This window comes from Convivina intestini (assembly GCF_003096575.1).
Lineage (GTDB): Bacteria > Bacillota > Bacilli > Lactobacillales > Lactobacillaceae > Convivina > Convivina intestini.
The window spans coordinates 1-24,895 of record NZ_QEKT01000007.1 but is presented as its reverse complement, the minus strand read 5'-3'; the positions used below and the strand labels follow the sequence as shown (position 1 = coordinate 24,895).

Genomic DNA, 24,895 nt, shown 5'->3' with positions numbered 1-24,895 from the left:
TTTATTTTTTACTTTACTTCTTCAACACTCACAAGGTGAGCAATGTGGAAAATAGCGCCACGGATCGCTTCGTTATTAGGCTTCACCACTGAACTAGACACACGGTTAAGTCCAAGAGACTTAACAATGGCACGTTGCTTGGGTAAGCGATGAGCCGCACTCTTAATCAAAGTGATTTTTAAATCAGCCATATTATCGCTCCTTATTCAGCTAAGTGTTCTAGTGAAACTCCACGCATCTTAGAAACTTCATCAGCACTCTTAAGCTTTGACAAAGCGTCAAATGTTGCGCGCACAACGTTAACTGGAGTAGAAGATCCAAGAGACTTAGCAGTCACATCGTTAATTCCAGCCAATTCCATAACAGAACGAGTAGAACCACCGGCAGCAACACCAGCACCTTCCTTGGCAGGCTTAACTAGAATCTTACCACCACTCCATTCACCAATAATATCGTGAGGAATAGTTGTACCAACCATTGGCACAGTTATAAGATTACGCTTAGCATCTTCAACACCCTTACGGATTGCTTCAGGAACTTCTTGAGCTTTACCAGTTCCAAAACCAACGTGTCCTTGCTTATCACCAACAACAACTAAGGCAGCAAAACGCAAACGACGTCCACCCTTAACAACCTTGGTAACACGGTTAATAGCAACAACGTTTTCTTCTAATTCACCAACTGAATTAGGACTAACGAATTCAACCATTTTATATTCCTCCTTTCCTTAGAACTTCAATCCGTTTTCACGGGCTGCATCGGCCAAAGCCTTTACACGACCATGATAAACGTAACCACCACGATCAAAAACAACTTCTTCAATGTTAGCTGCTTGAGCGTGTTTAGCAATTAATTCACCGACTTTAACGGCTTGTTCAGTTTTTGTACCAGTAACATCGGCACTTTGTGATGAGGCACTTGCTAGCGTTACACCCGCTACGTCATCAATTAATTGAGCGTAGATGTTAACATTAGAACGAAAAACGTTCAAACGTGGGCGAGCAGCAGTACCAGAAATTTTACCGCGGACACGCTTGTGGCGCTTTAAGCGGAGCTTATTTTTATCTGGTTTTGAAATCATAGCTGTGCTTTCCTTTTCTCTTCAATAAAAGTATTAAAATTGTTAAAAAATATAACTGCTGATAAGAGTAGATTACTTACCAGTCTTACCTTCCTTACGACGAACAACTTCGTTCTCGTAACGAATTCCCTTACCCTTATAGGGTTCTGGAGGACGAACAGCGCGAACTTCGGCAGCAAAATCACCAACGCGTTGCTTTGAAATACCAGAAATCTTGATAGTCAAGGCATCAGGCACTTCAACAGTTAAATCTTCACGATCTTCAAAATCAACAGGGTGTGAATAACCAACACTCAAAGTCAACTTTGAACCTGACTTAGAAGCACGGTAACCAACACCGACCATCTTCAAAGTCTTAGAAAATCCTTCAGTTACACCAGTAACCATGTTTGCAAAGTTGGCAGTAGTAGTACCGTGCAAAGCGCGGTGCTTGCTGTCATCACTTTCACGAGTGAAAGATACTTTGTCGCCATCAATATGCATAGTAATGGAAGGAACGATTTCGCGTGACAATTCACCCTTAGGTCCCTTAACTGTTACTAATTGGCCTTCCTGTGAAACAGTCACATCAGCAGGAAGTGTAATTACTTTATTTCCAATACGGCTCATGGTAAGTCTCCTTTCTTAGATATATTACCAAACGTAAGCCAGCACTTCGCCACCGACTTGCTTAGCACGGGCATCTTTATCAGTAATCACACCATTTGATGTAGATAAGATAGCGATTCCCAAACCGTTCAAGACCTTTGGCAATTCCTCAGCCTTGGCATACTTACGCAAACCTGGCTTTGAAATACGCTGAATTCCTGTAATAACGCGTTCTTGGTTTTCACCGTACTTCAAGAATACGCGGATAACACCTTGCTTGCTGTCATCAATGTATTCTACGTCGCGGATGAAACCTTCGTTTTTCAAGATTTCGGCGATACTCTTCTTAATGTTAGATGCTGGAATTTCAACTGAAGCGTGACGCGCTAGGTTAGCGTTACGAATACGAGTCAAAAAATCGGCAATTGGATCAGTCATAGACATCTATCGATATCCTCCTATTATTTTTGAACGTGGTCAACAATTGACACGCTCTTAACTATTTAAGACCCTAAAGTCCTAAACAGTTAAAAACGCGTCACTCGATGAGCGACTGCATTTTTTAAATACTTACTTTGCAAAAGGCATTCCCATTTGTGCCAACAACTCATGACCTTGTTCGTCATTTTCAGCTGTTGTAACAATAACAATGTCCAAACCGCGAACACGGTTAACTTGGTCAAAGTCAATTTCAGGGAAAATCAATTGTTCCCGAATACCTAATGTGTAGTTTCCACGGCCATCAAAGGCCTTTGATGAAACACCGTGAAAATCACGAACACGTGGTAGAGAAATGTTAATCAACTTATCTAAGAAGTCGTACATACGCTGTCCACGCAAAGTAACCTTAGTTCCAATTGCCATACCTTCACGCAAACGGAATCCGGCGATTGACTTCTTTGCTCGTGTAATTACTGGTTGTTGACCAGCGATTAACTTCAATTCTTCAACCGCTTCATCTAAGTTCTTTGAGTTAGAAACAGCATCACCAACACCCATGTTTAAGACAATCTTCTCAACCTTGGGAGCTTGCATTGGTGAAGTAAACTCAAACTTTTTGATTAGAGCAGGTTGAACTTCATTAACATATTTTTCTTTTAAAGTAGTTGCCATGAAAATGATTTCACCTTTCGACTATTAGCCTAGTACGTTACCAGACTTCTTTGAAACACGTACCTTCTTGCCATCTTCAATCTTAAATGCCACCCGAGTAGGCTCATTAGTTGATGGATCAAGCAATTGCACGTTAGATACATGGATAGGTGCTTCGATATCGATAACACCACCCTGTGGATATTCGTTAGAAGGCTTTTGATGCTTTTTAACGATGTTCACGCCTTCGACAACAACACGGTCCTTGGCAGCAACAGTCTTAGTAACTGTTCCTTCCTTACCCTTGTCCTTGCCGGCAATGACGCGAACCTTATCACCTGTTTTAACAAACATGATAGGCTCTCCTCCTTGTCAGTATTAGAGCACTTCTGGTGCCAATGAAACAATACGCATGTAGTTGTTGTCACGCAATTCACGTGCAACAGGACCAAAGATACGCGTACCTACTGGTGACTTGTCATCCTTAACGATAACAGCAGCGTTTTCATCAAAGTTGATGTATGAACCGTCTGCACGACGAACGTCCGAAACAGTTCGTACGATAACAGCCTTAACAACATCACCCTTCTTAACGTTACCACCAGGCATAGCCTGCTTAACAGTTGCAACAATCATGTCACCAATGCCAGCAAACTTACGACCAGAACCACCGAGCACTTTAATCGTCAAGATTTCACGTGCGCCAGAGTTATCGGCCACTTTTAAACGACTCTCTTGTTGAATCATGGTTCATCCTCCTTGTTAGCAATTAATTACGACGATTGGTAGTTATTATTAAAGAATAACAGATTCTTCGATAACCTTAACCAAACGGAAGTGCTTAGTTGCAGACAAAGGACGAGTTTCCATAATTTGAACAATGTCGCCTTGCTTGGCAACGTTGTTTCCATCATGGGCCTTGAACTTCTTTGTGTAGCGAACACGCTTACCGTAAACTGGGTGGTTGACATAAGTGTCAACAGCTACAGTAATAGTCTTGTCCATCTTGTCAGAGACAACACGGCCACGGTAAACCTTACGAGCATTACGTTCTTCACTCATTTTCAGCTTCTTCCTTTCGTCTTACTTGTTAGCTTCTGCTAACTGTTGCGCACGAATTACAGTCTTAACTCGTGCAATGTCCTTACGAACCTTTGAAATACGGGCCGTGTTCTCTAATTGACCAGTAGCCAATTGAAAACGAAGGTTGAACAATTCTTCCTTGAATTCGGCTTCGCGCTTTTGCAAATCCGCAAGTGACAAAGCTTTTAATTCATTTGCTTTAGCCATTATTCAGCCTCCCGAGCAATAATCTTTGTACGTACAGGCAACTTGTATTGTGCTAAACGCAATGCTTCAACGGCAACTGGCTTTGAAACGCCACCAACCTCAAACATTACCTTTCCACGCTTAACTGGGGCAACCCATCCTTCAGGCGCACCCTTACCATTACCCATTCGAACTCCAACACCTTTTGATGTATATGACTTGTGAGGGAAGATCTTAATCCAAACCTTACCACCACGCTTCATATAACGGGTCATTGCAATACGGGCAGCTTCAATTTGACGATTGGTAATCCAACTTGAAGTAGTTGCTTGCAAGCCGTATTCGCCAAAAGCAACCGTCTTACCACCCTTAGCCTCACCACGCATGTGGCCACGGTGTACACGACGGAACTTAACACGCTTTGGTACTAACATGTTTGCTTCCCTCCTTACTTGTTATTTTTCTTCTTAGGCAATACATCACCACGGTAAATCCAAGTCTTAATACCCAAATTACCGTAAGCAGTCTTTGCTTCATCCCATGAATAGTCGATGTCGGCACGTAAAGTATGCAAAGGAACAGTTCCTTCAGTGTACTGTTCGATACGAGCAATATCAGCTCCGTTCAAACGTCCTGAAACAACAATCTTAATTCCTTTAGCACCGGCACGAGTAGCACGTTGGATTGCACCACGCATAGCGCGACGGAAAGCAATACGACGCTCCAAATCACCAACAACTTGTTGTCCAACCAAGTGAGCACTCAAATCAGGCTTCTTGATTTCAATAATGTTGATGAAAACACGCTTTGAACGACCGCGGTCATCCTTATCAGTCAACTTTGACAATTGTGTACGAAGCTTTTCAACTTCAGAACCACCCTTACCAATAACCATTCCTGGCTTAGCAGTGTGAATCACAATATCAATACGTGACTTTGTACTACGTTCAATTTCAACACGATCAACTGACGCATCAGCCAAGTTCTTTTCGATATACTTACGAATACGCAAATCTTCAAGAAGTTGCTTAGAGAAATCAGCCTTGTCAGCAAACCATTTGGCATCCCAGTCGCGAATGACACCGACACGGAATCCAGTTGGGTTAATCTTTTGACCCATTACTTTTCCTCCTTCTCAGCAACCACAATCGTGATGTGACTTGTGCGCTTGTTAATAGGTGAAGCAGAACCCTTTGCACGAGGACGGAAACGCTTCAACGTAGGTCCTTCATTGGCAAAGGCTTCTTTAACGATTAAGTCTTCACGGTCAAGTGAAAAATTATTTTCAGCGTTGGCAACTGCTGAGTTCAAAACCTTATAAACATCTTCAGAAGAATGATTAGGTAGGAACTTCAAAATTGCAAATGCTTCATTCACATTCTTGCGGCGGATAGTGTCAAGAACTAGGCGAGCCTTACGAGGGGCTACACGAACAATCTTGGCAGTTGAGCGCGCTGATGTAACTTGTTCAGCCATTTTTCATTTCCTCCTTACTTAGTCTTTTTATCGTCGTTCTTGTGTCCCTTGAACGTACGAGTTGGTACAAACTCACCAAGCTTATGCCCAACCATATCGTCTTGTACATAAACTGGAACGTGCTTGCGACCATCATAAACAGCAATGGTAAATCCGATAAAACTTGGGAAAATCGTTGAACGGCGTGACCAAGTCTTGATCACTGACTTCTTTTCGTTGTCAGCCTGCGCTTCGATTTTCTTAAGCAAGTGCGGGTCCGCAAATGGTCCCTTTTTTAAACTACGAGCCATTATTTGTCTCCTTTCCCTTACTTACTCTTCTTACGACCACGAATAATGAACTTAGTTGAGCTCTTCTTCTTGTCGCGAGTCTTCTTACCAACAGTCTTCTTACCCCATGGAGAAAGCGGACTCGGCAAACCAACTGGAGCCTTTCCTTCACCACCACCGTGTGGGTGATCGTTAGGGTTCATAACTGATCCACGAACGTGTGGACGCTTACCACGCCAACGGTTACGACCAGCCTTACCCCAGTTAATTAATGAATGTTCAGCATTTCCAACTTCACCAATAGTTGCACGGTTAGTTGACAAAACCAAACGTACTTCACCAGAAGTCAAACGAACGATAGTATACTTACCATCACGTCCCAAAATTTGTGCTGAAGCACCAGCAGAACGCGCCAATTGACCACCCTTACCGTTCTTCAATTCAATATTGTGAATCAAAGTTCCTTCAGGAATAGCGTTCAATGGCAATGCGTTACCAACCTTAATATCAGCGTCTGGTCCAGAATGAACCTTGTCGCCCACCTTAAGACCCTTAGGGGCCAAGATGTAAGCTTTAATACCATCTTCATAGCCCAGCAAAGCAATGTTAGCAGTACGGTTTGGATCGTACTCAATAGCCTTTACCGTTGCTGACTTATCATCCTTGATACGCTTAAAGTCGATGATACGATAAGCCTTCTTGTGTCCACCGGCATGATGACGAACAGTCATACGGCCAGATGAGTTACGGGCACCAGTTTTTGACTTTTTAACCAACAAACTCTTTTCGGGGGTCGTTTTTGTGATTTCAGAAAAATCTGAAGAAGTCATATTACGACGACCGTTAGAGGTTGGCTTATACTTCTTAATAGCCAATGTCTTATCCTCCTATTTTAAAATTAACCTTCGTTAAAGATTTCAATATCTTTGGAATCAGCAGCCAGCGTAACAGTAGCTTTCTTAAGCTTACGAGTGTAGCCAACATAACGTCCCTGACGCTTTTTCTTACCACGTACATTTGCAGTGTTTAAACCAGAAACCTGCACGTCAAAGATTTGCTCAATTGCCTTTTTAATTTCAGGCTTTGTGGCCCGAGTGTCAACTTCAAACACATAACGCTTGTTTTCAGTTTGAGCCATAGAAGCCTCTGTAATGATCGGGCGGCGAATAATATCACGTGCATCCATTAGGCAAGACCTCCTTGGATTTCTTCGAGAGCTGATTGAACAACCACCAGCTTATCCGCATTAACAACATCAAGAACGTTAATTCCATCAGCATGCATGATTTGAACATTAGCAAGGTTACGACCAGACAAGATAGCATTTTCGTTATCGTTGTCTACAAGAACCAATACCTTTGAATCAACAGATAGGTTATCCATAACCTTTTTAAAATCTTGTGTCTTAGGTTGGTTGAAAGCCAATGAATCAACAACCACTAACTTACCTTCAGCAACCTTTTGTGATAACACTGAACGTAAAGCTAATTGATAAGCCTTACGGTTAATACGGTAAGCGTATGAGCGAGGAGTAGGTCCGAAAACAATTCCTCCACCGCGCCACTGAGGTGAACGGATAGACCCTTGACGAGCGCGACCTGTTCCCTTTTGTTTCCATGGCTTCTTACCACCACCAGAAACGGCTGAACGATTCTTAACGGCATGAGTACCCTGACGCATTGAAGCACGTTGCATCAAAACCGCATCAGTAATAACCGCGTTGTTTGGTTCGATGGCGAAGACAGCATCATTTAATTCCAATTCTGCTGCTTGACTGCCATCTTGCTTTAATACAGCAACTTTAGTCATGATTGATTGTTCTCCTTTCTATATATTTTTAAGCTTCTTCTGAAACAGCGGCAGGCTTTGCGCCAGCCATCTTGATTTCAGGATGTTTTGCATTAACTTTAACAGTTGACTTAATTGTCAAAAGTGACTTATTAGCCCCAGGTACATTACCCTTAAGCAGTAAGAGGTTGTTTTCCACATCAACGTGAACAATGGCAACATTTTGCATTGTACGCTTATGGTTACCCATACGACCAGGCAACAACTTACCCTTAAATACCCGGTTAATAATAGCACCCATTGAACCAGGACGACGGTGGTAACGAGAACCGTGGCTCATTGGTCCACGAGACTGTCCCAAACGCTTAATTGCGCCCTGGAAGCCATGTCCCTTTGTGATGCCAGTGACATCGACGTAATCACCCGCTTGGAATGTGTCGACTGCGACTTGATCCCCAACGTTATATTCGCCTTCCGCATCACGGACTTCACGAATGTAGCGCTTAGGGGCTGTGTTTGCTTTTGCAACATGGCCTTGTTCAGGTTTGTTTGACAAAACCTCGCGCTTATCTTGATAACCCAACTGAACTGCGTTATACCCATCGGTTTCAGCAGTCTTAACCTGCAAAACAACGTTTGGCGTTGCTTCAACAGCAGTCACGGCAATCAATTCGCCAGATTCAGTAAAAACCTGAGTCATACCGACTTTGCGGCCTAAGATACCTTTAGTCATGACTATTCTCCTTAACTTCATTGCTCAGAGGCAATGTATTTAATTACAACTTAATTTCAATTGCAACACCTGATGGCAATTCAAGTTTACGCAATGCGTCAACTGTCTTGTCAGTAGGGTTCACAATGTCGATCAACCGCTTGTGAGTTCGCATTTCGAACTGCTCACGGGCATCCTTATACTTGTGCGGTGAACTTAACACCGTGTACAAAGTGCGTTCCGTTGGCAATGGAATTGGGCCAGCGATTTCTGCACCTGTGCGCTTAGCCGTCTCAACAATCTTATCTGCTGATTGGTCTAAAATGCGGTGTTCGTATGCCTTCAAGCGGATACGAATCTTCTTTTGTGCCATTTTATGCCTCCTCGTTGATTTCGTAAATCAGCTAACTCCGATCAAAAACCGACAACACTTGCTTGTGTTTGCGCGCCCATGGCAACGCGGCCGCGCGTGTCGCAACCTTAATCATCATCGCTAAACGTTGATACACCAGTCTTTTCAGGTGGTTATTATCTATACACCTGAAAGGCGTACCTGACTATAGTATCAGAAAAACCCTTGCTGTACAAGGGTTTTCTACTATAAATATTTATTTTTAACGTTTAGTCATTTTAAATTCTAAGAAAGCATCATTATATTTTTCGGTCCATTTTTGCCCCAAATTTTGATAAACTTCCAATTTATCTAAAGTAACCTGACTCGGATAAAATTGACGATTATTCTGAACCGATTGTGGTAGCAATTCATATGCCCTTTGATTAGGCGTTGCGTAACCAATATATTTTGCATTCTGCGCAGCATTTTGAGGTTGATTCATAAAATTAATGAAAGCATAGGCCGCATCTTTGTGCCGGGCATTACGGGGAATTACAAAATTATCAAACCACTCATTTGAGCCTTCACTAGGCACTTGATAAGCTAAATCTGGATTTTTAGCCATGGCCTGAGCAGCCTCTCCAGAGTAGGTAATTCCAATATTAGCTTCTCCTTGGGCCATGTACATTTTTAATTCATCGGCCACAATAGCCTTTACATTAGGCATCAAAGAAGTTAATTTACCCTGAGCTGCTGCTAAATCGGCTGTAGAACGATCATTCATTGACTTATCTTGGGAAATTAAAGTCATCCCCAAAATATCGCGAGCAGAATCAACCAATAGAATTTGATCTTTAAATTTTGAGTCCCATAAATTATTCCAATGAGCTACAGAACTAGTTGAAACGACCTTTTTATTATATAAAATCCCTAATGTTCCCCAAAAATAAGGTATCGAATAACGGTTGTGCGGATCAAATGTTTGATTCAGCAAACGCGGATAATAGTTGTCCATCCCCACTAACCGACTGTAATCCAACGGTTCCAAAAGATTAGCCTGAATCATTTTATTAACCGTGTAGTCAGATGGCACGGTTAAATCGTAAGAAGTCCCACCTTGTTTAATTTTTGTAAACATCGCTTCATTGGAGTCAAAAGTATTGTAATTAACCTGGTAGCCAGTTTCTTTAGTGAATTTCACTAATAAATCAGGATCAATATAGTCACCCCAATTATAGAAATCTAATACTTTGTCGGAATGTTGTTGATTGTCTTGGGCCTGAACTAGATAGGTCTTTAAACCAACTAAAGCTAAAATCACCGCAATGATAATTGCCCCTCCGGTTAATAATTTCCGCATCTTATTCCCTTTCTCCCGGTAGGACCATCTTAGTTAGTTTGTTTTTACGTTGACGATTAGCCCGTTGATTAATGAGGTAATAAAAAAGAACTAAAATTATAGAAACTAAAAACATAATTGTGGATAAAGCATTAATTTCTAAACTAACTCCCTGACGAGCTCGTGAATATATTTCCACTGATAGTGTAGTAAAACCATTCCCAGTTACGAAAAAAGTTACGGCAAAATCATCCAAAGAATAAGTAAAGGCCATAAAGAATCCAGCTAAAATACCAGGCGAGATATATGGCAATGTTACTTGTGATAACACTTGTTGATCATTAGCTCCTAAATCTTTAGCGGCGTCAATTAGGCTATGACTCATTTCCTGTAATCTGGGCAAAATCATTAGCACCACAATTGGAATACTAAACGCAATGTGGGCAAATAAAGTAGAGATAAATCCTAATGAAAATCCACAAACCGTAAATAAAATTAACAAAGAAGCGCCAATAATAACATCGGGTGAAACTAGCAAAACATTATTTAATGACAACAGGGTATTTTTCCAAATCCGGTTTTTTTGACGATTAATCAATAACGCGCCAACTGTTCCAACTGTGGTCGCAATTAAGGCAGATAATAAGGCTAATACCAAAGTATCTAAAACAATTTCGATCAAGTGATAATCACTAAATAATTCTTGGTAATGACTCCAGGTGAAACCTTGCCAACCCTGCATAGTTGTACCCGCATTAAAAGAATACAAAACTAAAAAGAAAATCGGCGCATACAGCAAAGCAAATAGGAATATCAGGTATAAATGAGCAGTTTTATTTTTCAATATTTTCTACCTCACTTGTCTCTAGTTAGTAACATTGTGATCACCATGGCGATGATCAAGACTACGCCAATTGTCGAACCAAACTGCCAATTTTGAGTAACTAAGAAATGTTGCTCAATGGCTGTTCCTAAGGTAATAACCCGATTCCCGCCAATCAAGCGTGTCACCATAAACAAGGAAAGGCTCGGAATAAAAACAGCTTGAATACCGGATTTTACGCCCGGTAATGAAAGTGGCCAAATAACATTTTTTAGCGTTTGCCAACGATTAGCACCTAAATCTCGACTGGCCTGTTCTAAGACAGGATCAATATCAGTCAACGAATTAAAAATCGGCAAAATCATAAAGGGAATTTCAATGTAAGCCGCAACAATAATAAAACTCCAATCAGAAAACAATAATTGATGTGTCCCTAGTCCCAAGCCTTCAGCCAGCTGATTGATTGGACCCGTTTTGGCTAAAATACCAATAAAGGCATATGTTTTTAGCAGCAAGTTAATCCAGGTAGGTAATATTATCAATAATAACCAGAGCTGTTTGTATTTAAGGCTATTAATTACGTAGGCAGCTGGATAACTAATCAGTAAGGTCACAGCAGTGATAATAAAGGCATACCAAACTGAATTAAAGGCCATCGTTAAATAAGTTCCACTAGCAAAAAATGTTTGGTAATTTTGTAATGTTAAATGGCCATCAGACCCAATCAAGGACTGCCACAGTAGCAACATTAACGGGATGATTACAAAAAGCAATAACCACAGACCATAGGTACTATAAAAAGTTAGGCGAGTAAAGCTAAATTTGTTTTTATCAACTAACATAAATTTACTCCTCGTAACGTTCTAAACGAGCATCAAAATCATTTTCAGATTCGTTAAAGCGCATAATATGGATATCTTCTGGATCGAAAGTTAGGCCCACTCGTTCCCCGATTGTTGCTGAATTAGTTGCTTGAATCTGCCATTGATTGCCATCATCGTCTTGAGCAGTAATTTCATAAAAATCACCTCGAAAAGACTGATCTTCAATCGTTACCACTAGTTTCCCGTTTTCAATAGTGGTTAAGTCAAGATCTTCTGGACGAATTACCACTTCAACCCGTTCTTCCGGACGCATTCCTGCATCGACATTGATGAAGTCTTTCCCGACAAAATGTACCAAATAGTCACTTTTCATAATACCTTTAACAATATTACTTTCACCGATAAAATCAGCCACAAAATGGTTAATTGGTTCATCATAAATATCTTCTGGCGTACCATTTTGTTGAATAACACCATCATTCATCACAAAAATCCAGTCCGACATAGCTAAAGCTTCTTCTTGATCGTGCGTAACAAATACAAAAGTAATCCCTAAGCGCTTTTGAATGGTCCGCAACTCCTGCTGCATATCTTTTCGCAGTTTATAATCCAACGCTGATAAAGGTTCATCGAGTAATAGGACTTCGGGATCATTAGCCAAGGCTCGCGCAATCGCAACTCGCTGTTGTTGTCCACCTGATAGCTCATTTATTTCCCGATCACTAAAATCTGCTAACTTGACCAGTGATAACATAGTTTCCACTTTATGCCGAATTTCATCTTTGCCTAATCCCTTTAATTTAGGTCCAAAGGCAACGTTATCAAAGACATTCATATTAGGAAAAAGCGCATAATTTTGAAAAACTGTATTAACGCGACGTTTTTCAGCTGGCAGATGATTAATACGTTGTCCTTCAAATAAAATTTCACCACTGTCTGCTTGGAGTTGTCCCGAAATTAATTTCAAAATCGTTGACTTACCAGAGCCAGATGGACCTAACAAAGTATAAAACTTACCCGCATCCAGTGCTAAATCAATCTTATTTAAAACCTTAGTACTACCAAAAGATAAATCTACCTGTTGAAATTCAATAATTGGTTCTTTATTTTCCATTACATTCCCAACCTCAAATTTTTAGTTCTTCAATTCTACAATAACTTAACCTTTTAATTATAGTCTCCAACAAAAAAGAGCGCTACTAAAGTAGCACTCTTTTTAGGCAAATAGATAGGATTAAGCTTCCTTACCTTGTGCCTTAATAATTTCTTCTTGCACATTCTTAGGAACGGCTTGATAGTGATCAAAGACCATCTGGAATGTTCCACGACCCTGCGTAGCTGAACGCAAGGTAGTTGCATAACCGAACATTTCTGACAAAGGCACCTGTGCCTTAACAGCAAGCACTGGTCCACGGTTTTCTTGACCTTCAATTAATCCACGACGAGCAGAAACGTGACCCATAACATCCCCAAGGTTGTCTTCAGGTACAACGATATCAACCGCCATGATTGGCTCCAAGATAACTGCACCAGCAGTCTTAGCAGCTTCACGCAAAGCTAATGAAGCAGCAATCTTAAAGGCAGCTTCAGAAGAATCGACATCGTGATAAGATCCATCGTACAACTTGGCCTTCAAGTCAACCAATGGGAATCCAGCCAATGGACCAGCCTGCATAGCATCCTTCAAACCAGCTTCAACAGATGGAATGTATTCACGAGGAACAACACCACCAACGATAGCATCTTCGAATTCGAATCCAGCACCTTCGTCATTTGGTGAGAATTCAATCCAAACATCACCATACTGTCCCTTACCACCAGACTGACGCTTGAAGAATCCACGCGCTTGAACAGTCTTAGTAAAGGCTTCACGATAAGCAACCTGAGGAGCACCAACAGTAGCTTCAACGTTGAATTCACGGCGCATACGGTCAACCATAATATCCAACTGCAATTCACCCATTCCAGCAATCAAAGTATCACCAGTTTCAGGGTTAGTAGTGGCACGGAATGAAGGATCTTCTTCAGCCAACTTTTGCAAAGCATTAGCTAACTTATCTTGGTCAGCCTTAGTCTTAGGTTCAATGGCCAATTCAATAACTGGGTCAGGGAATTCCATTGACTCCAATACGAGTGGATGATCAACATCAGTCAAAGAATCACCAGTAGTAGTGTTCTTCAAACCAATAGCTGCGGCGATGTCACCAGAGAACACTTCTTCGATTTCAGTTCGTGAAGTGGCGTGCATTTGTAGCAAACGACCAACACGTTCACGGTTATCTGATGAAGTATTTTGTACGTATGATCCTGACTTCAATGTTCCAGTATACACACGCATAAATGTCAAACGACCAACGAATGGATCAGTCATGATCTTAAAGGCCAAAGCCGCGAAAGGCTTGTTATCATCGGCAATCAAGTCAACTTCTTCATCAGTCTTAGGATCAGTGGCAACATATGGACGTACTTCTAGAGGTCCTGGAAGATAGTCAACCACGGCATCCAACATCATTTGAACACCCTTATCCTTATAAGCTGAACCAGCCAATACAGGATAGAATTCAAGGTTCAAAGTAGCACGACGAATAGCTGCTTTTAATTCATCGATTGAAATCTCTTCACCTTCAAGGTACTTATTCATCAATTCTTCATCGACATCAGCAACTGCTTCAACCAATGTTTCACGACGTTCAACAACCAAATCTTGGTATTCAGCCGGAATTTCACGTGCTTCCCAATTTGAACCAAGTTCATCAGTTGGATAGTAAGCCTTTTGACTAACTAAGTCAATCACACCTTCGAAGTCATCTTCGGCACCAATTGGCCATTGGATAGCTTCGGCATTAACTTGCAAACGTTCGTGCATTGAGGCAACAGACATTGCAAAGTCGGCCCCCAACTTATCCATCTTGTTAACAAAAACAATACGAGGAACATTATAAGTAGTTGCTTGACGCCAAACTGTTTCAGTCTGTGGTTCAACACCGGCAGCACCATCCAAAACCGCTACGGCACCATCCAAAACACGCAAAGCACGTTCAACTTCAATAGTGAAGTCCACGTGACCTGGGGTATCAATGATGTTAACACGGTATGGAGCATGTTCATACTGGTCAAAGAATCCACGCCAAACCGCTGTAGTAGCGGCTGACTGGATCGTAATTCCACGTTCCTTTTCCTGGTCCATGAAATCCATTTGTGAAGCACCGTCATGGGTTTCACCAATCTTGTGAATCTTACCAGTATAGTACAAGATACGTTCTGTAGTAGTGGTCTTACCCGCATCAATGTGGGCCATGATTCCAATATTACGAGTACGATCAAGTGGGTATTCACGCTTTACCATTGTGAGTTTTCTCCTGATTCTGTTCTACTTGCAACAAAAAGCGACACAAGTTATGCGCGCTTTAGCTGTAGTAATAAATATCTGTGATAAATGTTAGCTATGCTAAACCTATGGTCTAACAATGCTAGAATTTTACCAACGATAGTGAGCAAAGGCACGGTTGGCTTCAGCCATCTTATGAGTGTCTTCACGCTTCTTAACTGATGCACCAGTATCATTGGCAGCATCAATAATTTCCTTGGCCAAACGTTCGTCCATTGTATGTTCGTTACGCAAACGAGCATAGTTAACCAACCAACGCAATCCCAAAGTTGTACGACGATCAGGACGTACTTCGATTGGCACCTGGTAGTTAGATCCACCAACACGGCGAGCCTTAACTTCCAATACTGGCATGATATTTTCCATCGCCTGTTGGAAAACTTCTAGTGGATCATTACCAGTAGTTTCCTTGATACGATCAAAAGCATCATACAAGATAGTTGAAGCAGTTCCACGCTTTCCATCGATCATCAACTTGTTGATCAAACGTGAAACTAACTTTGAATTGTAAATTGGGTCAGGTAGAACTTCCTGACGCTTAGTATAACCTTTACGTGGCATGAGTCAGTCTCTCCTTCTTACTTCTTAGGGGCCTTAGTTCCGTACTTTGAACGGGAAGTCATTCGGCCATCAACACCGGCAGTATCTAATGCACCACGGATAACGTGATAACGCACACCAGGCAAATCCTTAACACGGCCACCACGAATCAAAACAACCGAGTGTTCTTGCAAGTTATGTCCGATACCAGGAATATAAGCAGTAACTTCGTATAAGTTTGACAAACGTACACGAGCGTACTTACGCAAAGCCGAGTTAGGCTTCTTAGGGGTCATAGTCCCCACACGAGTAGCAACTCCGCGCTTCTGAGGTGAAACGTTGTTAGTGGCTTTTTTCTTCATTGAGTTGTAGCCGAAGTTCAAAGCTGGTGACTTAGACTTAGTCACTTGGGACTTACGTGACTTACGAACCAATTGGTTAATTGTAGGCATCCTACTATCTCCTTAAAATTTGTTTGACACAGTTCCAGGCGTGCCATTTTTGCTATTAAACAAAAGTGCCCGACGGGAATCTGTTTGAAATTGCCTTTACAGCGCCGTTTAGCACACTGTGACTAGGTCACAGAACAGATTACTTAAAAGCACGACAAATATAATAGCAGAAATATTATCTAAGTCAAGGTTCTTAGCCAATTTACTTTATAAAATTTGTGCAGCTCTTTCGTCTAATTCAGTATGCAAAATATTTTAATTTTCTGTTGTTCAGCCATTCTAATTTCGACTCTGCTATGTTTAGTCGATCGTAGTAATCAAGGAGTCTCTTTATGGACTAAACGTTCCTATTGTTTTAACTGCTATCACCAATTAAAGGCTTTGGACTTAATACCAGTTATATCGGCTTTATTACTGCATGGGCGATGCCGCTACTGTCATTTTAAATTTGGGCTGCGTTTTGCTATTTACGAAGGAATAGGCACCATGATCTTATATCATTTTTGGGGTCAGTGGTTTACTTTTATTATTTGCTTGGCTTTGCTCTTTTTAACTATTGAAGATCTATACCAACAGCAGGCTCACAGTAATTATCTTTGGCCAATTAACTTACTACTTTATATTCAAAAATATAACTGTGTTTCTTTTTATTTACTAATTAGCATTAGTCTGCTGAGCTGGTGGTTAATTGTATATCGAAAGGCACTAGGGAGTGGCGATTATCCTATTTTAATTTTATTACTATTAGATTTAAGCTATATTCAATTCGCCTGGGCCATATTATTAGCTACTGGATTAGCTTTCTTTTTCTTTTTTAAAATACCTCATCAGCCTAGAATAGCATTTATTCCTTTTTTATCATTTAGTTGGCTTATCATCAAATTATTTACATAAAAAAAGGAGCCATATCAGCTCCTTACTTCTTTAAACTTTAACTAGTGGTTTTATAGTTAACTTAATTTTGCCATTCTTAGCACCAATGGTAACAGAATCTTCAGTCGTAATCTTACCCGCTAGGAGCGCTTCGCTCAACTGGTCTTCTACAGTTGATTGCAAAACTCTACGAATTGGCCGAGCACCGTATTCTGGATCGAATCCAGCTTTAGCAACCGCATCGATAGCAGCTGACGTCATTTTAACGCGAATTCCTCGCTCAGTGATTCGGTCTAAAATATCCTTACTCATTAATTTAACAATCTGATGTAATTCATTTTCAGTTAGTGGATTAAAAATAATAACCTCATCTAGTCGATTAATAAATTCAGGACGGAACGTTTCCTTTAACGTCTCTCGAATTTTGCTAGCAATTGCTTCGTGATCAGTAGAAAGGTCACGAGCGCCAAAACCAACTGATTTTTCGTCACGCAATCGAGTTGCGCCCAAATTAGAGGTCATAATAATAATTGTGTTCCTAAAATCGACTTTACGACCTTTAGAATCTGTCAAAAATCCATCATCAAAAACCTGTAACATTAAATTAAAAATATCTGGGTGAGCTTTTTCTACTTCATCTAATAAAATAACTGAATATGGCTGTTTACGAACCTGCTCAGTCAATTGGCCGCCCTCATCATAACCAACGTATCCTGGCGCAGCACCAATCAATCGACTAGCAGAATAACGTTCCTGATATTCCGACATATCAACCCGAATTAGGTTATTCTCACTACCAAACATTGATTCAGCCAAAGCCTTAGCCAACTCAGTTTTTCCAACCCCAGTTGGTCCCAAAAACATGAAATTCCCAATCGGGCGCTGCGGATCTTTCAAACCTGAACGGGCTCGCCGAATGGCTCGTGCTACAGCAGACACAGCATCATGCTGCCCAACTACACGTTGGCCTAAAACTTGTTCCAAGTTAATTAAACGTTGTTGTTCATTCTTTTCTAATTGTGTAACCGGTACACCGGTTTGTTGGGCAACGACCTGAGCAATATCCTCTCCATTGACAGTGAGATTGTATTGATCAATTTGACTATCCTTTTTGGCCAGACGGTGTTGTGCCTTGTTAATTTTTTGACGCAAAGTGATTTCTTCTTGTCTTAACTGAGCTGCCTGTTCAAAATCAATGGCTGCCAAAGCTGCTTCTTTAGCTAGTTGAATCTTTTTCAATTCAGCTTGTTTTTTCATTAGTGGCGTAGTGCGATCAATAGCTTCCAATCGAACTCGTGCAGCAGCTTCATCCATTAAATCAATTGCCTTATCTGGTAAAAACCGACCAGTAATATAACGAGCAGACAATGTCACTGCACTTTTAACCGCTTCTGGGCTAATCGCCACCTGATGATATTTTTCAAATTGAACACGCAAGCCCATTAAAATTTCAGTGGCTTCATCTATTGATGGCTCTTTGACTACTACTTGAGCAAAACGCCGTTCTAACGCTGCATCAGTTTCCACATATTTTTGATATTCATCAAAGGTTGTTGCCCCCAAAAGTTGCAGTTCTCCACGTGCCAAGGCCGGTTTTAAGATATTAGCTGCATCAATGGCCCCTTCAGCACCGCCGGCACCAATTAGTGTGTGTAATTCATCAATGAAAACTATCACTTGTCCATCGCGCTCAATTTCTTGTAAAATTTGCTTTAGACGATTTTCAAATTCACCACGATACTTAGTACCCGCAACTAATGACCCCATATCCAAGGCCATTAACCGCTTATTTTTCAAGTTATCCGGTACGGCTTGATCAACTATTTTTTGTGCTAACCCTTCCGCAATAGCTGTTTTCCCAACACCAGGTTCCCCCACTAAAACAGGGTTATTTTTAGTTCGTCGAGATAAGACTTGAATCACTCGTCGGACTTCTTGGTCTCGGCCGATGACTGGGTCTAAACCACCTTCTTTAGCAATATGGGTTAAATCACGAGATAATTGATCTAGCGTTGGTGTGCCAATTTGTTCCTTATTACGCTCTTTTTGTTGCTTCATTTGTTTACGTAAATCGGTTACACCTAATTTTCGTAAAATAACGCGATTTATCTCTTTTAAATTAGCGTCCAATGCTAACAAAATACGAGAAGATAGCACATTACTATCTTGTAATAAAGCTAACAATATATGCTCTGTTCCTACTTGATTTTGTCCTAAAAGCTGCGCTTGTTCGTTGGCTAAGCGAAGAATTTCAGCTGCTTTGGGTGAATATGGTAAATAGGTACCTGGTTCATAGTGTTCAGTTAAGCCATATCCAGTAAAATGTTCAATTTCTTCCCGAATATCATCAGCTTGGATATCAAATTGAGTTAAAACACTGCTAGCTAAACCATCTTTTTCAATAGCTAAAGCCAATAGTAGATGCTCAGTGCCCACTGCTTGATGCTTAAAATGCTGTGCCTGTTCTTGCGCTAAAATCAATACATTCTGTGCACTGGTCGTAAAATCATTATCCATGTATTGCCTCCTTAAAGTTAGGCATCCAACGAGAAATGTTGGAATATATTATACCGCATAGACTGTTTTTATCAAAATTATACCAAGCAAAAAGTCGAAACAAATGTTTCGACTTTTTATATTAATCTGGGTTCTTTAATGATAGCTGCCACTGTAAATAGGCATTAATAAAAGGATCAAGATCCCCATCTAAAACAGTTTGAGGCTGATTAGTTTCAAATCCAGTCCGATGATCTTTTACCATTTGATAAGGATGGAGCACATAAGAACGAATCTGTGATCCCCAACCATTTTCCAATTTTTCGCCACTAATTGCAGCTCGTTCGGCCTCTTGTTTTTCCAACTCTAACTGATAAAGCTTAGCCTTTAATAGTCGCATAGCATAGTCACGGTTTCCATATTGCGTTCGCTCCACAGTGGAAGCAACCACAATACCAGTTGGTTCATGGGTTAAACGTACCCCAGTTGAAACCTTATTGACGTTTTGCCCCCCAGCTCCACCAGAACGGAAAACATCCATTTTAATATCTTCATCTCGAACATCAATTTCGATGGAATCATCTAATTCAGGCATCACATCAATGCTGACAAAACTAGTGTGCCGCCGACCAGCACTATCAAACGGTGAAATACGAACAAAACGATGAACACCCTTTTCACTACGTAAAAATCCAAAGGCATTATGTCCACTAATTTTAATGGTTGCACTATCAATTCCTGCCTCATCACCGGGATTATAGTTTAAAACATCCACTTTAAAATCATGTTGCTGGGCCCATCGTGTATACATTCGGTAAAGGTTAGCACCCCAATCAGTTGACTCGGTTCCACCTGATCCAGGATGGATTTCCAAAATAGCGTTGTTAGCATCATATTCGCCAGTTAATAATTGTTCAAGATTATAGGCTTCAATATCCTTTTGTGCTTTCTCAATTCCGGCACTAAGTTCTTCCATCATTTCAGCGTCATTAGCATCTTCTGAAAGCATTTCAATTAAAACTTCTAATTCCTCAGATTGGTTAACTAGATGTAAAAAAGAATCGCGACGTGTTTTTAAAACATTGTTAGCATCAATTACTTTTTGAGCAGCCTCATGATCATCCCAAAAACTAGGAATCGTCATCTGGTTCTCATAATCAGCGATTTCTTCAGTTAATGCTTCTAAATCTAATGATTCTCTAAAATGATCAATATTTGTTGTTATCTCTTCCAAAGCTCGTTTGGCATCAACTAATTCCATACTTATCCTCTCCTCATAAGAAAAGCGAACCGAAGTTCGCTCATCAACTTACGCAGATATATTATGACGAATTTCAGATTTCATGAAAGTCCGCGTTGCATCATATTCAATATCAGCAATCATCTTATTGAAATTATCAAAGGCTTCGCGCTGATATTCAATCAGTGGATTTAATTGACCATAACCACGCAAACCTACTCCTTGACGTAAACGGTCTAAGGAATCAATATGATCAGTCCAATGTTGATCTGCTGAACGTAAAATAACAATCCGTTCAAAAGCTAACATTTGTCCTGGCTCATAAAGCTGTTTCTTTTTATCAGCAAAATTCTGTTGAGCGATTGCAAATAACTTATCCTTAATCTCTTGACGGGAAAGATTATTCAATCGAGCAAGTCCTTCACCACTAACTGATAATGCATCACTAATGAAGTTAGAAATTTCATCCAAATCCCACTTACTAGAGTCATTACCCGGAGTCTGTGCATCCACAACCCGGTCAATCGTACGCCTAACCATTGGCATAAATACATCATCCAAGGAGTCTTTTTCATCAAGCACTTGGTCACGTTCCTGATAAATTAGCTCTCGTTGTTCACGAACGACATCATCATATTGTAGAACATTTTTACGTGTGTCATAGTTATTTCCTTCAACACGCTTTTGAGCTGATTCAACCGAGCGAGTAATCCATCGGTGCGTAATTACTGTATCTTCTTCGTCCATGTTCATCCGCTCTAACAGCAAACGTACTCGCTCTGCACCAAAACGAATCATTAAATCATCTTGCAGAGACAGGAAGAATTGTGAAAATCCGTGGTCTCCTTGACGGCCGGCACGACCACGCAACTGATTGTCAATTCGACGAGATTCATGTCGCTCAGTGGCAATCACAGCTAGACCGCCAAGTTCATCAACGCCCGGTCCCAACTTAATATCAGTACCACGGCCGGCCATGTTGGTTGCAACAGTTACCGCGCCACGCTGTCCCGCGTTAGCAATAATTTCAGCTTCCTTAGCGTTATTCTTGGCATTCAAAACATTATGTGGAATGTGATGTGCTGTTAATAACTTAGAAACTAACTCCGATGACTCGACCGATCCGGTTCCCAGTAGCACTGGCTGCCCCTTAGCGTGGAGTTCGGATACCATTTTTACAACTGCATTAAATTTCGACTTTAACGATGGATAAAGTAAATCAGGACGGTCCAAACGTTGAATTGGCTTGTTAGTTGGTATCTCTACGACGTCCATATTATAGATTTCGCGTAACTCTTCTTCTTCAGTCTTAGCAGTACCAGTCATACCCGAAAGTTTACGATACATACGGAACAAATTTTGATAGGTAATTTGTGCCATCGACTTATTTTCTTCTTGAACTTGCAGACCTTCTTTAGCTTCAATAGCTTGGTGCAATCCATCAGAAAGACGAGTACCATCTGAAATACGGCCAGTAGATTGATCAATCAACTTGACCTCACCTTCTTGAAGAACGTAATCCTTATCACGTAAGTAATTAAAATTAGCTCGTAAAGCTTGGTCGATGTGATGGGTTAGGGCAGTGTCTTTGGGTCCGTATAGGTTATCCAAATTAAAAAACACCTCTGCGTTTTTAATACCCTCTTCAGTCAAAAGCGTATTTTTACCTTCTTCATCAACCTTAAAATCTTCATCGCGTTGTAAAGTTTTAACGAAGCGATCAGCTTGCTGATAAAGTGGTGAAATCCCTGATCCCGGTCCTGAAATAATCAAAGGTGTTCGTGCCGTATCAATTAAAATTGAATCAGCCTCATCAATTAGCGCAAAATTCAAGCCACGCTGCATGATACGATCTTCAGCACGACTAACCATGTTATCACGTAGATAATCAAAACCAATGTTAAAGTTGGTTGAATAGGTGATATCAGCATCATAAGCCTTACGCTTATCTTCTGGCGCATCATCTCCAACGTTAACCCCAACAGTTAGACCTAACCAATTGTAAAGCTCGCCCATCAGCTCTGCATCTCGGCGAGACAAATAATCGTTAACTGTAACAACATGAACACCACGTCCTGGGAGGGCATTAAGATAGACCGCCATTGTGGCTGTCAAGGTTTTACCTTCTCCGGTCTTCATTTCGGCTAAGTTTCCACCGTGCAAAACCACTGCGCCCATAATTTGAACGTGGAAAGGATAAAGGCCTAGTACCCGTTTAGCTGCTTCACGCGCTACCGCAAAAGCTTCTGGCAATAATTGATCTAAAACATCTGCTAAAGCTTTATTGTAGGCTCGATCATCTTTAATACCTTCAGTGGCATTTTTAATAGTCTGCTTAAACTCAGCCGTTTTTGCTTGCAAATCTTTATCAGATAATGCAGACATAGCGTCGGCGTAGCTTTCCACTTTCTCAGTTATTGCTTCTACTTTTTTAAGTTGTCGTTTAGAATTATCAACTAACTTACGTACTGGATTAGCCATATTTTTTGATGCCTTCACTTATTCGCAAAGGCACTCCCTTCATACTAAAATCAATAACAAACCGTGACGGTAAACTAAATATAATTATAACAAAAAAGACCTGAAAAATATATATTACAAGTCTTCTTCATTGTTATTAAAAATGAGGCGTAGCCGCTAACACTTCTTGTCCACCCATATAAGGACGCAAAACCGTTGGAATAGTGACGCTACCATCTTCGTTTTGATAGTTTTCTAATATGGCTGCTACTGTTCGGCCAACAGCCAAACCTGAACCGTTTAAAGTGTGCACTAACTGCAGCTTGTCTTGTTCATCTCGATAGGTAATGTGCATTCGCCGGGCTTGGAAATCTTCAGTATTTGAAACCGAAGAAATTTCTCGGTAAACATTCTGTGCTGGCATCCACACTTCAACATCATAAGTTTTAGTTGCTGAAAATCCCATATCCCCTGTTGATAACATGATTACATGATAGGGAATTTCTAGCTTTTGCAATATATTTTCTGCATTTGCAGTCATTTTCTCTAGTTCATCGTATGACTGTTCTGGTTTTGTAAACTTAACCATTTCAACTTTGTTAAATTGGTGCAAACGAATCAAACCACGTGTATCACGTCCTGCTGCTCCAGCTTCTTTACGGAAAGATGGTGAAAGAGCCGTAAATTTAATTGGCAAATCCTCGGCTGGAATTGTTTCGCCAGAAAAATAATTAGTTAATGGTACTTCGGCAGTTGGAATATAGGTTTGTTCCAAACCTTCAACTCGATAAGCATCATCAACAAACTTTGGATACTGGCCCGTTCCAAACATTGCAGTATTATTAACCACAATGGGGGTAATCATCTCGGTGTATCCTTCTTTGCGATGCTCATCCAACATAAAATTATACACTGCACGTTCGAGGCGAGCTCCATCACCAATGTAATACAAGAAACGTGCCCCCGATACTTTAGCACCACGCTCAAAATCTAAAATACCCAGATTTTCACCGATCTCAAAATGAGGCTTTAACCATTCAGGTGCAGCTTGCAAAGCCTGGGGACGCTTAGAATAACTAGCCGCATCAGGTTGCCAACGTCGTTGTTCCACATTAGCGCTTTCATCAGGACCAACTGGTACTTCTTTAGCCGCCAAATTAGGCAAGTGAGCCGCAATATCTTCTACGCCCTGCTCCAAAGTAGCTCGTTGAGCATCTAATTCCTTAATTTTAGAGCCGACTGTCTGCATTTCTGCAATAGCTTGACTGGCATCTTCTTTTTGACGTTTAGCAAAGGCAATTTTATCTGACACTTCATTTCGCTGAGCCTTTAATGTCTCAACTTCAGCAATTGTTTCCCGTCGCTGTTGATCTAACGCCAATAAACGATCCAATGTCTCTGCTTCTACACCACGATCAACCAAACGAGCTCGAGCTTCATCTGTATTTTTTCTCAAATAACGAATATCTAACATAACATCCTCCAAAATATTTAAGTAAACAAAAAGCGTTTTCATCCAATTGTAGCTACCTACAAATCGGGACGAAAAACGCTATTCCGCGGTACCACCCGTTTTCCATGTTAAAAAACATAGCTCTCATTCAAACAGATAACGGTGCCACCGGATGTAATTAGCATCAACTAGAACTTACTGGAATTTCAACCCGACATTTCACATCAAACAATGTCTTTCTGCGGTGGTTTACTTATGGTAAGCAACATATGACTTAATGATAGCATATAAAAACTTAGAAATAAACAAAAAGGAAGAGGTCTCCCTCTCCCTTGTCATGGGCCTGACAGGACTCGAACCTGTGACCCCTGCGTTATCAACACAGTGCTCTAACCAGC

At 40.8% G+C, this 24,895-nt stretch carries 31 protein-coding genes; 1 reads left to right on the top strand and 30 read right to left on the bottom strand.

Going from position 1 to position 24,895, the window contains the following annotated elements; translation table 11 throughout:
* Nucleotides 1-8 precede the first annotated feature (8 nt).
* From rpmD to rpsL, 26 genes are all read right to left on the bottom strand, one after another.
* Nucleotides 9-191, bottom strand: a complete 183-nt coding sequence (gene rpmD, locus C7384_RS06020) for a 50S ribosomal protein L30 (protein WP_089939636.1) — start codon at nt 189-191, stop codon at nt 9-11.
* A gap of 11 nt (nt 192-202) precedes the next feature.
* Entirely contained in the window at nt 203-709 is a 507-nt protein-coding gene (rpsE, locus tag C7384_RS06015) for a 30S ribosomal protein S5 (RefSeq protein WP_089939638.1), read from the bottom strand.
* 18 nt (nt 710-727) lie between these two features.
* Nucleotides 728-1,081: a 50S ribosomal protein L18 gene (gene rplR / locus C7384_RS06010; protein WP_089939642.1), complete on the bottom strand. Its 354-nt coding sequence runs from the start codon at nt 1,079-1,081 to the stop codon at nt 728-730.
* A gap of 72 nt (nt 1,082-1,153) precedes the next feature.
* Nucleotides 1,154-1,690, bottom strand: coding sequence for a 50S ribosomal protein L6 (gene rplF / locus C7384_RS06005; protein ID WP_089939645.1), 537 nt, complete (start codon nt 1,688-1,690; stop codon nt 1,154-1,156).
* Nucleotides 1,691-1,714: 24 nt separating this feature from the next.
* On the bottom strand, nt 1,715-2,113 hold the full coding sequence (gene rpsH, locus C7384_RS06000; RefSeq protein ID WP_089939647.1) for a 30S ribosomal protein S8: 399 nt from the start codon (nt 2,111-2,113) through the stop codon (nt 1,715-1,717).
* A 126-nt stretch (nt 2,114-2,239) separates the two neighbouring features.
* Nucleotides 2,240-2,782, bottom strand: a complete 543-nt coding sequence (gene rplE / locus C7384_RS05995; RefSeq protein ID WP_089939649.1) for a 50S ribosomal protein L5 — start codon at nt 2,780-2,782, stop codon at nt 2,240-2,242.
* Between the two features lie 24 nt (nt 2,783-2,806).
* Entirely contained in the window at nt 2,807-3,115 is a 309-nt protein-coding gene (rplX, locus tag C7384_RS05990) for a 50S ribosomal protein L24 (protein ID WP_089939652.1), read from the bottom strand.
* A gap of 24 nt (nt 3,116-3,139) precedes the next feature.
* The gene (gene rplN, locus C7384_RS05985; protein WP_089939654.1) at nt 3,140-3,508 is read right to left on the bottom strand and encodes a 50S ribosomal protein L14; all 369 of its coding nucleotides are present in this window, start codon (nt 3,506-3,508) and stop codon (nt 3,140-3,142) included.
* 48 nt (nt 3,509-3,556) lie between these two features.
* On the bottom strand, nt 3,557-3,823 hold the full coding sequence (rpsQ, locus tag C7384_RS05980; protein WP_089939657.1) for a 30S ribosomal protein S17: 267 nt from the start codon (nt 3,821-3,823) through the stop codon (nt 3,557-3,559).
* A 21-nt stretch (nt 3,824-3,844) separates the two neighbouring features.
* Complete coding sequence (rpmC, locus tag C7384_RS05975; RefSeq protein ID WP_010691189.1) at nt 3,845-4,051, bottom strand: 50S ribosomal protein L29; 207 nt, start codon at nt 4,049-4,051, stop codon at nt 3,845-3,847.
* A complete protein-coding gene (gene rplP / locus C7384_RS05970) occupies nt 4,051-4,464 on the bottom strand; it encodes a 50S ribosomal protein L16 (RefSeq protein ID WP_089939661.1) in 414 nt (137 codons plus the stop codon). Before rplP ends, rpmC begins: the two co-directional genes overlap by 1 nt.
* A 14-nt stretch (nt 4,465-4,478) precedes the next feature.
* A complete protein-coding gene (rpsC, locus tag C7384_RS05965; protein WP_089939664.1) occupies nt 4,479-5,150 on the bottom strand; it encodes a 30S ribosomal protein S3 in 672 nt (223 codons plus the stop codon).
* Nucleotides 5,150-5,506, bottom strand: coding sequence for a 50S ribosomal protein L22 (gene rplV / locus C7384_RS05960; protein WP_089939667.1), 357 nt, complete (start codon nt 5,504-5,506; stop codon nt 5,150-5,152). Before rplV ends, rpsC begins: the two co-directional genes overlap by 1 nt.
* 14 nt (nt 5,507-5,520) lie before the next feature.
* Nucleotides 5,521-5,796 carry a 30S ribosomal protein S19 gene (gene rpsS, locus C7384_RS05955; RefSeq protein ID WP_089939670.1) on the bottom strand — a complete coding sequence of 92 codons (276 nt, stop codon included), beginning with the start codon at nt 5,794-5,796 and terminating at the stop codon, nt 5,521-5,523.
* 17 nt (nt 5,797-5,813) lie between these two features.
* Nucleotides 5,814-6,650 (bottom strand): 50S ribosomal protein L2, encoded by an 837-nt coding sequence (gene rplB / locus C7384_RS05950; RefSeq protein ID WP_089939672.1) that lies wholly within the window; start codon nt 6,648-6,650, stop codon nt 5,814-5,816.
* Nucleotides 6,651-6,673: 23 nt separating this feature from the next.
* On the bottom strand, nt 6,674-6,961 hold the full coding sequence (rplW, locus tag C7384_RS05945) for a 50S ribosomal protein L23 (RefSeq protein WP_089939675.1): 288 nt from the start codon (nt 6,959-6,961) through the stop codon (nt 6,674-6,676).
* Entirely contained in the window at nt 6,961-7,584 is a 624-nt protein-coding gene (rplD, locus tag C7384_RS05940; protein WP_089939678.1) for a 50S ribosomal protein L4, read from the bottom strand. The genes rplW and rplD overlap by 1 nt, the downstream gene beginning before the upstream one ends.
* A gap of 28 nt (nt 7,585-7,612) precedes the next feature.
* Nucleotides 7,613-8,296: a 50S ribosomal protein L3 gene (gene rplC / locus C7384_RS05935; RefSeq protein WP_089939684.1), complete on the bottom strand. Its 684-nt coding sequence runs from the start codon at nt 8,294-8,296 to the stop codon at nt 7,613-7,615.
* A gap of 43 nt (nt 8,297-8,339) precedes the next feature.
* The gene (rpsJ, locus tag C7384_RS05930; RefSeq protein WP_089939687.1) at nt 8,340-8,648 is read right to left on the bottom strand and encodes a 30S ribosomal protein S10; all 309 of its coding nucleotides are present in this window, start codon (nt 8,646-8,648) and stop codon (nt 8,340-8,342) included.
* Between the two features lie 241 nt (nt 8,649-8,889).
* Nucleotides 8,890-9,969: an ABC transporter substrate-binding protein gene (locus tag C7384_RS05925; RefSeq protein ID WP_089939690.1), complete on the bottom strand. Its 1,080-nt coding sequence runs from the start codon at nt 9,967-9,969 to the stop codon at nt 8,890-8,892.
* A gap of 1 nt (nt 9,970) precedes the next feature.
* The gene (locus tag C7384_RS05920) at nt 9,971-10,795 is read right to left on the bottom strand and encodes an ABC transporter permease (RefSeq protein WP_089939693.1); all 825 of its coding nucleotides are present in this window, start codon (nt 10,793-10,795) and stop codon (nt 9,971-9,973) included.
* Between the two features lie 8 nt (nt 10,796-10,803).
* Nucleotides 10,804-11,613 (bottom strand): ABC transporter permease, encoded by an 810-nt coding sequence (locus C7384_RS05915; protein ID WP_089939695.1) that lies wholly within the window; start codon nt 11,611-11,613, stop codon nt 10,804-10,806.
* A gap of 4 nt (nt 11,614-11,617) precedes the next feature.
* Nucleotides 11,618-12,709, bottom strand: coding sequence for an ABC transporter ATP-binding protein (locus C7384_RS05910; protein ID WP_089939698.1), 1,092 nt, complete (start codon nt 12,707-12,709; stop codon nt 11,618-11,620).
* Nucleotides 12,710-12,829: 120 nt separating this feature from the next.
* Complete coding sequence (fusA, locus tag C7384_RS05905; protein ID WP_089939701.1) at nt 12,830-14,941, bottom strand: elongation factor G; 2,112 nt, start codon at nt 14,939-14,941, stop codon at nt 12,830-12,832.
* A 132-nt stretch (nt 14,942-15,073) separates the two neighbouring features.
* Complete coding sequence (gene rpsG, locus C7384_RS05900) at nt 15,074-15,544, bottom strand: 30S ribosomal protein S7 (RefSeq protein WP_089939704.1); 471 nt, start codon at nt 15,542-15,544, stop codon at nt 15,074-15,076.
* 17 nt (nt 15,545-15,561) lie between these two features.
* Entirely contained in the window at nt 15,562-15,975 is a 414-nt protein-coding gene (gene rpsL / locus C7384_RS05895) for a 30S ribosomal protein S12 (RefSeq protein WP_089939707.1), read from the bottom strand.
* Nucleotides 15,976-16,218: 243 nt separating this feature from the next.
* Here rpsL and C7384_RS05890 point away from each other — a divergent pair, with 243 nt between their 5' ends.
* A complete protein-coding gene (locus C7384_RS05890) occupies nt 16,219-16,869 on the top strand; it encodes a prepilin peptidase (RefSeq protein ID WP_089939710.1) in 651 nt (216 codons plus the stop codon).
* A gap of 30 nt (nt 16,870-16,899) precedes the next feature.
* Here the strand turns inward: C7384_RS05890 and C7384_RS05885 are convergent, their stop codons facing one another.
* The 4 genes from C7384_RS05885 to serS all read right to left on the bottom strand — a co-directional run bounded on the left by C7384_RS05885 (nt 16,900) and on the right by serS (nt 24,518).
* Nucleotides 16,900-19,365: an ATP-dependent Clp protease ATP-binding subunit gene (locus tag C7384_RS05885; protein ID WP_089939713.1), complete on the bottom strand. Its 2,466-nt coding sequence runs from the start codon at nt 19,363-19,365 to the stop codon at nt 16,900-16,902.
* A gap of 121 nt (nt 19,366-19,486) precedes the next feature.
* Nucleotides 19,487-20,605, bottom strand: coding sequence for a peptide chain release factor 2 (gene prfB, locus C7384_RS05880; protein ID WP_089939717.1), 1,119 nt, complete (start codon nt 20,603-20,605; stop codon nt 19,487-19,489).
* A 48-nt stretch (nt 20,606-20,653) separates the two neighbouring features.
* A complete protein-coding gene (secA, locus tag C7384_RS05875) occupies nt 20,654-23,065 on the bottom strand; it encodes a preprotein translocase subunit SecA (RefSeq protein WP_089939720.1) in 2,412 nt (803 codons plus the stop codon).
* Between the two features lie 136 nt (nt 23,066-23,201).
* Nucleotides 23,202-24,518 carry a serine--tRNA ligase gene (serS, locus tag C7384_RS05870; RefSeq protein WP_089939723.1) on the bottom strand — a complete coding sequence of 439 codons (1,317 nt, stop codon included), beginning with the start codon at nt 24,516-24,518 and terminating at the stop codon, nt 23,202-23,204.
* Between the last annotated feature and the right edge of the window lie 377 nt (nt 24,519-24,895).